Here is a 12,682-nt window from a genome sequence, read left to right on the forward strand (position 1 = left end):
ACAAGTATATTTGTCAAAAAGTTTATGATTTTTGTCATTTTGCAAAAGAAAACGGTCAGGAGTAAGGTCCTGACCGGTTTTTCTACTATTAAAAGCCTAATTTTTCAAAGATTTCTGAGAAATTTTGATTGATAGCATCAAGTGACACTTGAACTTCTTCTCGTGTTTGGTTGTTCTTAACCGTCACTTGTCCGCTTTCGACTTCGCTCTCCCCTAGCGTGATGAGAGTCTTAGCCGCAAAGACATCGGCTGACTTGAACTGAGCTTTAAGCTTCCGGTTGAGGTAGTCACGCTCTGCTTTGAATCCTTGTTGGCGAAGGGCTTGTACCAATTCCAAGGCCTTAACATTTGCTCCTTCACCCAAGACTGCGATATAAACATCTAGAGCGTTTTCGATAGGGAGGGCCACACCTTGCTTTTCAAGAATGAGAAGCAGGCGCTCTACACCAAGGCCAAATCCAAATCCAGCAGTTTCAGGACCACCAAAGTAAGCAACCAAACCATCGTAACGACCACCCGCACAGACTGTCAAATCATTGCCCTCAATCTCAGTGATAAACTCGAAAATGGTGTGGTTATAGTAGTCCAGACCGCGCACCATATTGGTATCGATGATATAGTCTACACCCAGATTTTCCAACATCTGACGGACGGCATCAAAATGAGCTTGGCTTTCTTCATCAAGGAAATCCAAGATAGACGGTGCATTTTCTACTGCCACCTTGTCTTCTTTTTCCTTAGAGTCCAAGACACGGAGAGGATTTTCCTCCAAACGACGTTGGCTATCCTTCGACAAGGTCTCCTTGATCGGTGTCAAATAGTCGATCAAGGCCTGACGATAAGCCGCACGGCTCTCAGGATTTCCAAGAGTGTTGAGGTGCAATTTAACACCTTGAATGCCAATCGCTTTCAAGAAATGAGCCGCCATAGCGATGGTTTCCACATCGGTAGCTGGATTGCTAGAACCAAAGCACTCGACACCAATCTGGTGGAACTGGCGTAAACGACCTGCCTGTGGACGCTCATAGCGGAACATAGGGCCCATGTAATAGAACTTACTTGGCTTTTGCACTTCTGGGGCAAAGAGTTTATTTTCCACATAGGAACGAACAACGGGCGCAGTTCCTTCTGGACGGAGGGTAATATGGCGGTCACCCTTGTCATAAAAATCGTACATTTCCTTGGTAACGATATCGGTTGTGTCTCCAACAGAGCGGCTGATGACCTCGTAATGCTCAAAAATAGGCGTGCGCACTTCTGCATAGTTATAGCGCTTGAAAATTTCACGGGCAAAGCCCTCAACGTACTGCCACTTGGCAGACTCAGCAGGTAAAATATCCTGCGTTCCTTTAGGTTTTTGTAATTTCATAGGGAATCCTCTTTAAACTTAATAGTCTTATTTTACCATAAATAAAGGGATTAAAACAGTGAGAGGAGAAAATCGCAAGAGAGTCTTTTCAGAAAATTCATCAAAAACTTGCCAAATTGTCAGAATTATGAGAAAATAGAGGATATTTATCACGTGGAGGGACTGTTATGAGAGACGATATCAAAATCAATGACCGCGCTTTGGACTTGCAAGACCAAATTATCGAAAAACTAGAGAAGGTTTTTGATACAGATGTGGAATTGGATGTTTACAATCTAGGACTGATTTATGAAATCAATCTGGATGAAACGGGTCTCTGCAAGATTGTCATGACCTTCACCGACACCGCCTGCGATTGCGCCGAAAGTTTGCCTATCGAAATCGTTGCAGGTCTGAAACAAATCGAAGGTATCGAAGATGTCAAGGTTGAAGTTACCTGGTCGCCTGCCTGGAAGATCACACGAATCAGCCGCTACGGCCGTATTGCCCTTGGACTGCCACCTCGTTAATGAGGCAAATCACTTTTGAAGATAAAAAGAAGCAAGCCGAAGATGGCTTGCTTTTTGATACTCAATGAAAATCAAAGAGCAAACTAGGAAACTAGCCGTAGGCTGTACTTGAGTACGGCAAGGCGATGTTGATGTGGTTTGAAGAGATTTTCGAAGAGTATGAGTTTATTTTTTACCTGACTTGTCCATATTCCAGAAGTCTGTCACAGCTCCGCGTGAAGCAGAGGATACGATATGGGCATATTTACCGAGGACACCACGGCTGTAAAGTGGTGGCAAGGTTGTTTCTGCCTTGCGTTTTTCAAGTTCTTCTTCGGATACGGCCATGGAAATTTCTTTGGTATCTTGGTCAACCGTAACGATATCACCTGTACGGAGGTAAGCAATCGGTCCACCATCCTGAGCTTCAGGAGCGATATGTCCGACAACCAGACCATAAGTACCACCAGAGAAGCGTCCATCCGTCAAGAGGGCAACCTTGTCTCCTTGACCTTTACCAACGATCATAGATGAAAGTGACAGCATTTCAGGCATACCAGGACCACCCTTAGGTCCCACGAAACGGACAACGACTACATCGCCATCAACGATTTCATCTGTCAGAACGGCCTGAATAGCATCTTCTTCTGAGTCAAAGACCTTAGCTGGTCCAACGTGACGACGAACTTTAACACCTGATACCTTAGCAACCGCACCATCAGGGGCAAGGTTCCCGTTCAAGATGATAAGCGGACCGTCTGCACGTTTTGGATTTTCAAGTGGCATAATGACTTTTTGGCCTGGTGTAAGGTCTGCAAAGTCAGCCAAGTTTTCAGCGACTGTCTTACCAGTACATGTGATACGGTCGCCATGAAGAAAACCATTTGCCAAGAGATATTTCATAACCGCAGGGACACCACCGACTTCGTAAAGGTCTTGGAAGACATACTGACCAGATGGTTTCAAGTCGGCCAAGTGAGGCACACGTTCTTGGATCGTATTGAAGTCCTCAAGGGACAAATCAACATTAGCCGCATGGGCAATGGCAAGCAAGTGAAGAGTGGCATTTGTAGAACCACCGAGAGCCATGGTTACAGTGATGGCATCTTCAAAGGCTTCACGAGTCAAGATATCAGATGGTTTGAGACCAAGCTCCAGCATCTTAACAACAGCACGTCCTGCTGCTTCGATATCTTCTTTCTTGTCGGCTGATTCAGCTGGGTGAGATGAAGATCCTGGCAAACTCATACCGAGAACTTCGATAGCAGTCGCCATGGTATTAGCTGTATACATACCACCACAGCCACCAGGGCCAGGGCAGGCATTACATTCAAGACGTTTCACGTCCTCAGCTGTCATGTCACCGTGGTTCCATTTTCCGATTCCCTCAAAAACAGAAACCAAGTCAATATCTTTGCCATCAAGATTTCCCGGTGCAATAGTACCACCATAGGCGAAAATAGCTGGAATATCCATGTTGGCAATAGCAATCATAGAACCAGGCATGTTCTTGTCGCAGCCACCGATAGCAACGAAGGCATCGACGTTGTGACCACCCATCGCCGCCTCGATAGAGTCCGCAATGATATCACGAGATGTTAGAGAGAAACGCATACCAGGCGTTCCCATGGCAATCCCGTCCGCTACGGTAATGGTTCCAAACTGTACAGGCCAAGCACCTGCAGATTTGACACCTTCTTTAGCTAATTTCCCGAAATCATGCAAGTGAATGTTACATGGTGTATTTTCCGCCCAAGTCGAAATCACTCCCACAATCGGTGTTTCAAAGTCCTTATCTGTCATACCAGTCGCTCGAAGCATAGCACGGTTTGGTGATTTAACCATGCTATCATAAATGCTACTGCGGTGACGTTTATCTAATTCAGTCATCTTATCCCTCCCGTTTCAGTTTTTACTATTATAGCACATTTTAAAGGCAATGAACAGAAGAAAATTCTTGAATTTTCAGAAAATTTCGATTAATCTGGTTAATGACCTTTTAATTTTTTCATCTTTTTTTGTCAAGTAACTTTACTTTACAAAAAAAATGTGTTATCCTAGTATGGTTGATGAAAATCAGTAGATTGAATCGAATTTAAATACCTAAAGGAGAAATCAAAATGGCAGTACCTGCACGTCGCACGTCAAAAGCGAAGAAAAACAAACGTCGTACACACTACAAAGTAACAGCTCCATCTGTAAACTTTGACGAAACTACTGGAGATTACTCACGTTCTCACCGCGTATCACTTAAAGGATACTACAAAGGACGTAAGATCGCTAAAGCTGCATCAGCCGAATAATAGAAGGGAGATACCATGCGCGTAAATATCACACTTGAACACAAAGAATCTGGTGAACGCTTGTACCTTACTTCTAAAAACAAACGTAACACTCCAGACCGTCTTCAATTGAAGAAATACTCACCAAAACTTCGCAAACACGTAGTGTTCACCGAGGTTAAATAAGCATAACTCAAAACGCCTTACTGGGCGTTTTTTGCTTTATTGGTTAGCAATCTATAGCTTTTCAGGAGAGATTTATGGCATTTTATCTTTGGATGTTCCCGCTACTCTTTATCTTTCACGATATGGAAGAAATTATCGGTCTTGTCCCTTGGATTCATCTCAACGAAACCTTGCTGGCTCAAAAGGCTCCAGCTATTCTCAAGATTCACAAAGGAATTACAACAGAGGGATTTGCCCTTGCTGTTTTTGAGGAATTTATTCTTGTCTTATCCATCACTTTATTTGCGTATTTTACTCAATCTAGAACGCTCAAATTAGTTTGGTTAGGAGGATTTGTGGCCTTTGCACTTCATCTCTTGCTCCATATTGGACAATCAATTCTTCTCCGTAAGTATATCCCTGCTCTAATCACTTCTATCCTTTGTTTTCCTGTCAGTGCTTATTTTATTACAGACATCGTACATTTGTGGCGAGTTTCGACTAGCGAATTTTTCCTATTTTCACTGGTCGGTTCAGGCATCGTCGTCATCAATCTCCTCTTTGCTCTCTGGCTTGGGAAAAAGTATTCCGCCTGGCTTGTTCATAAAAACGAATAAAATCCCCTGCAAATCTACATTGCAGAGGATTTATTTTTATTCTTGTACTTCTTTCTGAGCAGCCTTTCCTTGGTCTAGAAGGGCTTGGACGATTTTCTCATCGCGGAGTTTAACAGAATCGTTGATCATTTCTGCGGATTTGACGATGGTTGTTTCTAGTTGAGCACGTTTCTGGCATCCCAACTCAATGGCAGCAACGATACCTTGGTTTTGAGCGACTAGACTTTCAGCAAGTTTGGTGACGGATTCAACAGCTACTGTTGGACTTTGGGCAATTCGTTCCATCTGCGGAATCACTTCCTTGCTGGTTTCAGCTAGCATCTGAAGGGCAGCATTGTTGGCATTGACAATGGCATCTGCCACGACACCTGATTTCATCGATTGTTGCAAAATACCAAGTTGGGCAATCGAAAGCTTCATGGTTGGAATGGTATTGCGACGAAGCATGCCCAATTTTTGGCGCATGTCCGATGAAACTTTGACGAGATTACGCATTTGTGGAGTCGTCGTCCAAGCTACGTAAAGGCGGCTAACATACTCTGTATGTTGTTGTTCCAGTGTATTGACCACTTCTGCCATACGAGCTAATTCTTGGGACTTGGTTTGATATTCTACCGTACTTGAATCTAGTTGATCTACTTGAGTCTTCAATTCAGCAGCACGATTCCCAGCTTCTGCCTGACTGGCCTCGATAAAGGAAATTACTCCCACTAGATTTTCAATGGATTTGGTATTGTCCTCAATCAGCATTTCAGCAGAAACAATATTTCGCGCCAGCACATCTTCTTGCTTGACCACAGCAGCAGCCATACCATCTAGCTTTTGCTCAACTGTTTTTGAGTCAAAATAAAATTCTTGCAGACTGTTCTGACTTTTTTTAAATAATTTTTGCAAAAAGTTTGGCTTTTCTTCCAATTCTGCAATTTCAGCATTCTTATATTTGGCTACAAAACCTTGGAGCTCACGATTGGTATTTTTCAGCAGATCATCCACCTGAGGAATTTGCAGTTTCTTCTGCTCGGTCAAAATACGGTTAACCGTACCATTGACACCTTCCACCGCTGATTGACCAAAGTCCAAGAGAGCATTTTGGTCTGTGACAAACTGATCCACCAATTGAGGCACGCGCTCCTTGATTTGCTCTTGTTGCTCAGGGCTTAGCTTTTCAAGAAAAGTAATCGTCTGGGCTGAGCCTGTATTGGTCTCGATGATTTCGGTTGTCTTGTCCACTTTGGCCACTGTATTATTAGCAATCTGATCAATATCAAAATTAAATTCTGTCATGGTTACTCCTTTGTGTCTACCCTATTCTTTGCGATCTTTTCCCAAGATACGCAGGCTAATATCAAAATCGCGCATATCTGTTTCATTGAGTTCTCTCAAAACTTGGTCTAGCTCAAGGTCAAATTGTTCGATGGCTGCTTTAGCTTGTTCCAAGCGTTCTTCCGCCCGATTATAATTTTTGGGATTTGCCTTAATCTTTAAATAGCCCTCTAAAATCGTTTGGAATTTCTCCATTTTTAAACTATGGATGGCCGTCAGCTCTTCTTTGGCTCCAACATCCGATGACTCGATTTTGTCGAGAATCGCTTGATGGTCCGCAGCAATATTTGCCAAAGTCTGAGACAATTCAGGCGCCAATTCTTCGGGCTCCTTATTTTCGATGTCTACCAGACTCTCTCTTTCTAGTCGCTCTAGCTGGACGTCTATGGTCGCCCTTACTGAGCGAACCTTTTTATCAATGCGACTATAAACAGCTTCGTCAATATAAGATTTTAAACGATTAGCCTCTTGATGAATTTCTTGAAGTTCAATCAAGACCTGATTAGCTAGGCTTTTATAGGCTGCTGATCCTTTTTCAGACAAAGTCTCTTCTAACTGCTGGATATCTTTATCGGCCTGACGAATACGCGCTTTTAAAAGCTCAATCTGATCTTCCAAAGAACGATCCTTCAAAAGAGGATAACACCAACGCTTATAGACTAGATAAGCCCCGAAACCTATCAAGCCACAAATTGCCAAAGGCAGAGCTACCTGAACCAAGAGACCTAGTAAAAACAAGCCACCCCAGAAATAAAGGCATCCTTTCAATAATACATTACCCGATTTCATAAACATTCCTTATCTTAAGTTTATAAATCTATTTTAGCACAAAAGCTGAAAATGAGGGCGGAAAAGTCACCTAAAACACGGATTTCTTTATACTATAGCTAGAAAGATTCTCGATGACTAAAAGCACTCCTTCCGACAATGCCTAAACCCAGAAATCAACGGTTTAAGACAAAGCAAAAAGCCCACTATTGTAGGCTTCTTGCAATATAAAGTCTTATCTTAAGGCATTTTGTTATCTTGCTGGATTTAGATAGCGATGCGTCATTGATGAGTTCAGTAAGCAAGTAAATTGCACCTGTCAAAGGTGATTTTTATTTTACTTTTCTGTCTAAGGCCTAGATTGTTCTAAGCGCTATGGTTTACTAACTGTTTTGCTTTGTTGTAGTATGGTTCAAGAAATCTCCTACACAATTCTTTATCCTCTGTATCTTCTTCAACATAAAAATAATACATTGGTTCATCATTGATAAGATCAAAAAGAGGCTCATTTTCCGCTATCAAACCATCAGCAAAAGCATCATCTTCGCCTAATTTAGCAGTAAGTTCAAGAAAAAAACCATAGTAAGCCTCAACATCACCATCTACTCCTCTTTTTAGCATGTCTAATACTTGTTGACTATATCCCATTACCCATCTCCTCCTAATAAGAGCGTTGTAGCATATTGAACTACGTTCCAAAAATTTAACAAATAAAATCTAATTTTGGGGTGCGATTCATTCATCAAGCGTGATTTTTATTTTAATAATACTGCACTTCAATTCCATCCATAATTTCTATTAAAGTGTTATCTCCAATTTTTAAAGAAATCAGATCAATGAATGACGATGCCTGATATTCTTTATCTCCAATCACCACTCTTATGTCATGAACAGAGTTAGGAAAAATCCCACATACTTGACCATTATAATCAAAAGAGGCGTCCCAACCATTGTCATATAAGGCTTGTAAATCATCTAATATCGCCATATAAACTAAATCCTTTTCCATAGTATTTTCTTTCAAATAAGGCAGGTAAAAGCACCTAGATTGTTCTAAGTCCTATGAGATTGTTTCAATCGAGAGAACCTCACTCTCAAAGAGAGAAATTTCAGTAGCTTCAGCAGGGCTAGGATTGTCAATGAGGATAGTGATTTCATCTTGCTCATCATTGTCCATTTCGTCAACAAAGTCTATGACACGTCCCTTGATTATCTTGCCGTCATTAGTGACTACCTGAACTCTTGAGCGTAGGTAGTTCCATAGTTGCCTACTCATTTATTTTCCTCTCTGCTATTTTTTCGATAGTTCTTATGCTAGTCGATAAAATCGCCTAGGTTGAACTAAACCCTAATAATTTTGATTTTCTTGATAATATCTTCAGGATATGAGCGATCACCTATGACTAATTCGTCAGGACCATCTAAATCATAACCATCAAACCAATCAACCACCCTGCCCTTGATGGAAGTCCCATCTTCTAAAATAAGGCGAACATTCTTATCAACACATTCCCATAGTTTCATTGAGTTCCTTCTCTCTAACAGCGGAACAATATGACCCAATATTAGTTATTTACTAATGGCTTTTAGTTCCTGTTAAAAGCATTATAGCACACCTTGTTTGCTAAAGTACTACAGATACTCCATTAGACTAGCTTACTACTTTATTTTCCTTGTAAAATGTCGTATGCTATAGCATGCAAAGGAACCGACTATCACCAATGGGTGGGCTTTAAATATACTTGCGTCAATTCATTTTTTCGATTATAATCTATTTAATGAATAGAGGTTTTCCATCTCCCCTTGAAACAGATCTTTCTGCGGTAGGAGGTGGGACGCCTCTATTTGTTTTTTAAGTCAAAATGATGTAAAATTAATCCAAGAAAGAAGTGTGGTTTTCCCGCCTAAAAGCTCTATTGCTGTGGGAGAGTCATGCTTCTTTTTACCTCTCAAAAATGAACGCCCAAAAAGCAGTTTCGTTCTATGAAACTGCACTAAAAAGTTTATAACTGAACAAACCCAGAAATCAACCTTTTAAGACAAAGCAAAAAGCCCACTGTTGTAGGCTTTCTGTATCACATATCCTAAAATTAAAGCATTTTGTTGTAGAATTCAACGACAAGTGCTTCGTTGATTTCTGGGTTGATTTCGTCGCGTTCTGGCAAGCGAGTCAATGAACCTTCCAATTTTTCAGCGTCGAATGATACGAATGCTGGACGTCCAAGAGTAGCTTCTACTGCTTCAAGGATTGCTGGAACTTTCAATGATTTTTCACGAACTGAAATCACTTGACCTGGAGTTACGCGGTATGATGGGATATCAACGCGTTTTCCATCAACAAGGATGTGACCGTGGTTTACGAATTGACGAGCTTGACGACGAGTAGTCGCAAGGCCAAGACGGTAAACAACATTATCCAAACGACGTTCCAAAAGAAGCATGAAGTTGAAACCTAGGATTCCGCCTTTGATTTTTGTAGCTTGTACGAACAAGTTACGGAATTGTTTTTCACCTACACCGTAAGTGAAACGAAGTTTTTGTTTTTCAGCCAATTGCAAACCGTATTCTGATAATTTAGAACGGTTGTTTGGTCCGTGTTGTCCTGGTACGTAGTTACGACGTGCCAATTCTTTACCTGTACCTGTAAGTGAAAGGCCAAGGCGACGAGCTTGTTTCCAAGATGGTCCTGTATAACGTGACATGTGAATGTCCTCCTGATATAAATAATATTTCGGTGGAAATAGTCACTTAGAAAGCCCTGATTCGTGCAGATGCCCTTCGCCTAAACAGCCAAGGTTACTTGTCATAAGACACCTGTTGACGAGCTTCATGCTTTCCTGCTGCTATTTCACACAAAGGCTATTGTACCATGAAAAGCTATATTTGTAAAGGGATTTTACGCCTTTATTTCAAATTGAGGCTGAATGTAAACTTGCTTCCTAAGCCATATTGACTTTCTGCTGTGATTTCGCCACCAAGCTGATGGGCTAGTTCGCGTGCGATCGCAAGACCTAATCCATGCCCACCTGTCTTCATATTGCGTGAAGTTTCTACACGATAAAGTCGTTTAAAGATCTTTTCCAAATCTTCAGGAAGGATTCCCTGTCCCTCGTCTTTCACACTGATTCTCAGCTCTTGTTCTGTTAATTGGGCAAGAACCTCGATTCTGGTTCCTGGTTCTGAATATTTAAAGGCATTGTTTAACAAATTAACCAAAATGCGAGAAAGTTTGTCAGAATGGCTCTTGATTTTCGCCGACTCAGGTGACACTTGAATGTAAACATCTCGCTCCTCTTGTTCAATCTGGAGTTGAAATTCACTCATTGACTCAATCAACAGCTGATCTAAAAAGACCTCTTCGACTTCTTCATCAGCAGTATCTTGAGGTTGGGTGTTAAGAGTCAAAACATCCAATTCCTCTACTAGCTTGTTTAGACGCTCGGTTTGCCGACCAATCGTGGTTAAGTAGTGGAGCCGCTCCTCTTCCTTAATTACTCCATCTAGAATTCCCTCCACAGTAACCTGAATGGAGGTAATGGGAGTTTTAATATCATGAGAGAGCTGCGCAATCATCATTCTCTTTTCTTGCTCGCTCTCATCAAGTGATTGAAAGGTAGCCTGCAATTTGTGGGACATGTCATTAAAAGCCCGGCCCAGTTCTTGAAATTCTAATGGTCCCTTGGTTTCAATTTCTGTGCTAAAATCCTTGCTTGCTATATCCTGAGCTTGTTTTTTCAAATGTTTCAGAGAAGAGAACACAGGCGACAAAAGAAAGATGCTCACTGCAGCGCCAATGAAACTAGCAATCAAGGTCATTCCAACTAGAAAGTAAACTTCACTTTTCTCGATCAACATCCGTTGGACTGCCCAGAAAACGACCAAAATCGTTAGTAGAGTCGACACTAGATACCCCACTAAAATATAGTTTTTTAATTTCATTTTCTACCTCTTGGTCTTTCCATCTTATAGCCCAATCCCCAAACAGTTTTGATAGCAGGAGTGTTTAAATTCGTATACTTACTCAACTCTTGTCTCAAAGCATGGATATGAACATTGAGTGTATTGGTATCATCTACATAGTCCTCTTGCCATACCTTCTCGTAAAGTTCAGTCTTTGAAAAGACTCTCTCAGGATTGCTGGCTAATATCCATAGAAGTTCAAAAGATTTCACTGTCAATTCCAAAGACTGTTCCCCAATACGAACCTCATGAGTCACATGGTTGATCACTAAGTCACCAAGCTCAATCTGCTCGGTCTCTCCGCCTCGACTAAGGCGGCGCAAAATATTATTCACTCTCAAAACCAATTCCCGTGGGCTAAACGGTTTAGCTATAAAATCATCTGCCCCCAAACTTAATCCATAAATCTTATCCTGTTCGCTTGTCTTAGCAGTTGTAAAGAGAAAGGGTTGATCAGGAGCAATATACTGAACTTCGCTGATGAAATCATAACCGTCCATATTAGGCATCATGATATCTGTGATAATGAGATCGATAGATTTTTTTCTAAAAAGTTCTAATCCTTCCTTACCGTCATGGGCAACTAAAACATCGTAACCTGCCTGTAAAAGATAGCGATTTTGAATATCTAGAATATCTATCTCATCATCAACCAACAAAATTGTCTTTTTCATCTGACACTCCTTTGACAAAAACAGTGTTATACTTGCTTTAGTATAACACTATTTTCCGTAATGTTTAAATGATTTGAACCTTAATCTTCTCTTTTGGTTTTCCAACCCAAAAATCCAACAAAACCTGCCAAGGCTAGGCCAAGGATTCCAAGTCCAGCTGTAGCCGTTTGAGCTTCACCAGTATTTGGTAGCATCGCTTTAACATCTTTTTTCATCATATTAGCCATTGGGCCAGAAGCTGGTTGATCTACTTTCATATCTGACATATGGTGATTTGTACCCATCATACCATCAGTCGTACCTGTAGAGCCTGTTTCAGAAGGCTTCGTATTCATCTGACCTTGTTGAGATGGTATTGTCGCCATTTCTTTTCCACGAAGCTGAATCGTTACTTGACGAGTAGCAATCAGATTGGTCAAATCAGGTTTGCCATCTTTAGAGCCATAGACTTTAATAGTAGCTGAATATGTATGGGTTCCGTTAGCTCGAAGTTGCTCCAGCAAGGCCTGACCATCTTTGCCAACCGTATTGCCATTCAAATCCACTTCGTAGAAATATTGGCCTTTAGCCAAGCCTTCAAGTGGCAATAAAGCAGGATTTTTATCCATTCCATTGTCTGACCAAGGGGCTTTGTCTGAGGCTTTTAACAAGAGGCGAGTCAACATACCATCTCCACCAAAAGCTTCGTATGGTATAACCTGGTTGACACCGGCCAAGAAAGGTCCAGGAACCTTAGCCTTATCAAGGTAGCTAGCTGGAACATCAATCATGTCTTTGACATTGTTAACAACAGACTCTTTAACCTGATTTGGTGTGGTCAAACCATTCAAATTAACAGTCAAATCTTTAGTCGCTACCAGATTGCTCAAGTCAGCCTTACCATCTTTCGCACCGTACACCTTGATAGTAGCTTTATAGCTTTGAGTGCCGTTTTGTTTCAAGAAATCAAGAAGCTCTTTATCTGATTTACCTTGGGTGCCAGCCAAATCCACTTCGTAGAAATATTGGCCTTTAGCCAAGCCTTCAAGTGGCAATA

16 protein-coding genes are annotated in these 12,682 nt (G+C 41.4%); 4 read left to right on the top strand and 12 right to left on the bottom strand.

The window, feature by feature from the left end; all coding sequences use genetic code 11:
* Nucleotides 1–88 precede the first annotated feature (88 nt).
* Nucleotides 89–1,369, bottom strand: coding sequence for a histidine--tRNA ligase (hisS, locus tag HMPREF2885_RS03195; protein WP_070657039.1), 1,281 nt, complete (start codon nucleotides 1,367–1,369; stop codon nucleotides 89–91).
* Between the two features lie 167 nt (nucleotides 1,370–1,536).
* On the opposite strand from hisS, the gene HMPREF2885_RS03200 reads away from it, so the two are divergent.
* A complete protein-coding gene (locus tag HMPREF2885_RS03200; protein ID WP_070657041.1) occupies nucleotides 1,537–1,878 on the top strand; it encodes a metal-sulfur cluster assembly factor in 342 nt (113 codons plus the stop codon).
* Nucleotides 1,879–2,043: 165 nt separating this feature from the next.
* On the opposite strand, the gene ilvD is transcribed toward HMPREF2885_RS03200, so the two are convergent.
* A complete protein-coding gene (gene ilvD, locus HMPREF2885_RS03210) occupies nucleotides 2,044–3,747 on the bottom strand; it encodes a dihydroxy-acid dehydratase (protein ID WP_000137343.1) in 1,704 nt (567 codons plus the stop codon).
* 230 nt (nucleotides 3,748–3,977) lie between these two features.
* On the opposite strand from ilvD, the gene rpmF reads away from it, so the two are divergent.
* From rpmF to HMPREF2885_RS03225, 3 genes are all read left to right on the top strand, one after another.
* A complete protein-coding gene (gene rpmF / locus HMPREF2885_RS03215; protein WP_000290417.1) occupies nucleotides 3,978–4,160 on the top strand; it encodes a 50S ribosomal protein L32 in 183 nt (60 codons plus the stop codon).
* 15 nt (nucleotides 4,161–4,175) lie between these two features.
* Entirely contained in the window at nucleotides 4,176–4,325 is a 150-nt protein-coding gene (gene rpmG, locus HMPREF2885_RS03220) for a 50S ribosomal protein L33 (RefSeq protein WP_001265622.1), read from the top strand.
* A gap of 74 nt (nucleotides 4,326–4,399) precedes the next feature.
* Complete coding sequence (locus HMPREF2885_RS03225) at nucleotides 4,400–4,921, top strand: HXXEE domain-containing protein (protein WP_070657043.1); 522 nt, start codon at nucleotides 4,400–4,402, stop codon at nucleotides 4,919–4,921.
* 36 nt (nucleotides 4,922–4,957) lie between these two features.
* Here the strand turns inward: HMPREF2885_RS03225 and HMPREF2885_RS03230 are convergent, their stop codons facing one another.
* From HMPREF2885_RS03230 to HMPREF2885_RS03275, 10 genes are all read right to left on the bottom strand, one after another.
* Nucleotides 4,958–6,205 carry a toxic anion resistance protein gene (locus HMPREF2885_RS03230; protein WP_070657044.1) on the bottom strand — a complete coding sequence of 416 codons (1,248 nt, stop codon included), beginning with the start codon at nucleotides 6,203–6,205 and terminating at the stop codon, nucleotides 4,958–4,960.
* A gap of 21 nt (nucleotides 6,206–6,226) precedes the next feature.
* Nucleotides 6,227–7,033 (bottom strand): hypothetical protein, encoded by an 807-nt coding sequence (locus HMPREF2885_RS03235; protein ID WP_083307399.1) that lies wholly within the window; start codon nucleotides 7,031–7,033, stop codon nucleotides 6,227–6,229.
* 345 nt (nucleotides 7,034–7,378) lie between these two features.
* Nucleotides 7,379–7,660: a hypothetical protein gene (locus HMPREF2885_RS03240; protein ID WP_070657048.1), complete on the bottom strand. Its 282-nt coding sequence runs from the start codon at nucleotides 7,658–7,660 to the stop codon at nucleotides 7,379–7,381.
* Nucleotides 7,661–7,772: 112 nt separating this feature from the next.
* Entirely contained in the window at nucleotides 7,773–8,000 is a 228-nt protein-coding gene (locus HMPREF2885_RS03245) for a 16S rRNA processing protein RimM (protein ID WP_070657056.1), read from the bottom strand.
* Nucleotides 8,001–8,072: 72 nt separating this feature from the next.
* On the bottom strand, nucleotides 8,073–8,288 hold the full coding sequence (locus HMPREF2885_RS03250) for a hypothetical protein (protein WP_070657050.1): 216 nt from the start codon (nucleotides 8,286–8,288) through the stop codon (nucleotides 8,073–8,075).
* Between the two features lie 65 nt (nucleotides 8,289–8,353).
* On the bottom strand, nucleotides 8,354–8,536 hold the full coding sequence (locus HMPREF2885_RS03255) for a hypothetical protein (RefSeq protein ID WP_044020075.1): 183 nt from the start codon (nucleotides 8,534–8,536) through the stop codon (nucleotides 8,354–8,356).
* Between the two features lie 566 nt (nucleotides 8,537–9,102).
* Entirely contained in the window at nucleotides 9,103–9,714 is a 612-nt protein-coding gene (gene rpsD, locus HMPREF2885_RS03260; RefSeq protein WP_000092756.1) for a 30S ribosomal protein S4, read from the bottom strand.
* Nucleotides 9,715–9,916: 202 nt separating this feature from the next.
* Nucleotides 9,917–10,951, bottom strand: coding sequence for a sensor histidine kinase (locus HMPREF2885_RS03265; protein WP_070657052.1), 1,035 nt, complete (start codon nucleotides 10,949–10,951; stop codon nucleotides 9,917–9,919).
* Complete coding sequence (locus tag HMPREF2885_RS03270; RefSeq protein ID WP_070657054.1) at nucleotides 10,948–11,646, bottom strand: response regulator transcription factor; 699 nt, start codon at nucleotides 11,644–11,646, stop codon at nucleotides 10,948–10,950. Before HMPREF2885_RS03270 ends, HMPREF2885_RS03265 begins: the two co-directional genes overlap by 4 nt.
* 80 nt (nucleotides 11,647–11,726) lie before the next feature.
* Nucleotides 11,727–12,682: SSURE domain-containing protein (locus HMPREF2885_RS03275; protein WP_186822448.1), on the bottom strand; the 956-nt coding region annotated here is incomplete at its 5' end.

This window comes from Streptococcus sp. HMSC062H02 (genome assembly GCF_001813005.1).
Taxonomy (GTDB): Bacteria; Bacillota; Bacilli; order Lactobacillales; family Streptococcaceae; genus Streptococcus; species Streptococcus oralis_S.

What these genes read in the sequence shown, in the direction of transcription:
- HMPREF2885_RS03270 (WP_070657054.1), bottom strand. Translation starts at nt 11,646, where the DNA reads ATGAAAAAGACAATTTTGTTGGTTGATGATGAGATAGATATTCTAGAT.
- HMPREF2885_RS03240 (WP_070657048.1), bottom strand. Translation starts at nt 7,660, where the DNA reads ATGGGATATAGTCAACAAGTATTAGACATGCTAAAAAGAGGAGTAGAT.
- HMPREF2885_RS03250 (WP_070657050.1), bottom strand. Translation starts at nt 8,288, where the DNA reads ATGAGTAGGCAACTATGGAACTACCTACGCTCAAGAGTTCAGGTAGTC.
- rpmG (WP_001265622.1), top strand. Translation starts at nt 4,176, where the DNA reads ATGCGCGTAAATATCACACTTGAACACAAAGAATCTGGTGAACGCTTG.
- HMPREF2885_RS03235 (WP_083307399.1), bottom strand. Translation starts at nt 7,033, where the DNA reads ATGAAATCGGGTAATGTATTATTGAAAGGATGCCTTTATTTCTGGGGT.
- HMPREF2885_RS03255 (WP_044020075.1), bottom strand. Translation starts at nt 8,536, where the DNA reads ATGAAACTATGGGAATGTGTTGATAAGAATGTTCGCCTTATTTTAGAA.
- HMPREF2885_RS03245 (WP_070657056.1), bottom strand. Translation starts at nt 8,000, where the DNA reads ATGGCGATATTAGATGATTTACAAGCCTTATATGACAATGGTTGGGAC.
- ilvD (WP_000137343.1), bottom strand. Translation starts at nt 3,747, where the DNA reads ATGACTGAATTAGATAAACGTCACCGCAGTAGCATTTATGATAGCATG.
- HMPREF2885_RS03265 (WP_070657052.1), bottom strand. Translation starts at nt 10,951, where the DNA reads ATGAAATTAAAAAACTATATTTTAGTGGGGTATCTAGTGTCGACTCTA.
- HMPREF2885_RS03230 (WP_070657044.1), bottom strand. Translation starts at nt 6,205, where the DNA reads ATGACAGAATTTAATTTTGATATTGATCAGATTGCTAATAATACAGTG.
- hisS (WP_070657039.1), bottom strand. Translation starts at nt 1,369, where the DNA reads ATGAAATTACAAAAACCTAAAGGAACGCAGGATATTTTACCTGCTGAG.
- rpmF (WP_000290417.1), top strand. Translation starts at nt 3,978, where the DNA reads ATGGCAGTACCTGCACGTCGCACGTCAAAAGCGAAGAAAAACAAACGT.
- HMPREF2885_RS03225 (WP_070657043.1), top strand. Translation starts at nt 4,400, where the DNA reads ATGGCATTTTATCTTTGGATGTTCCCGCTACTCTTTATCTTTCACGAT.
- HMPREF2885_RS03200 (WP_070657041.1), top strand. Translation starts at nt 1,537, where the DNA reads ATGAGAGACGATATCAAAATCAATGACCGCGCTTTGGACTTGCAAGAC.
- rpsD (WP_000092756.1), bottom strand. Translation starts at nt 9,714, where the DNA reads ATGTCACGTTATACAGGACCATCTTGGAAACAAGCTCGTCGCCTTGGC.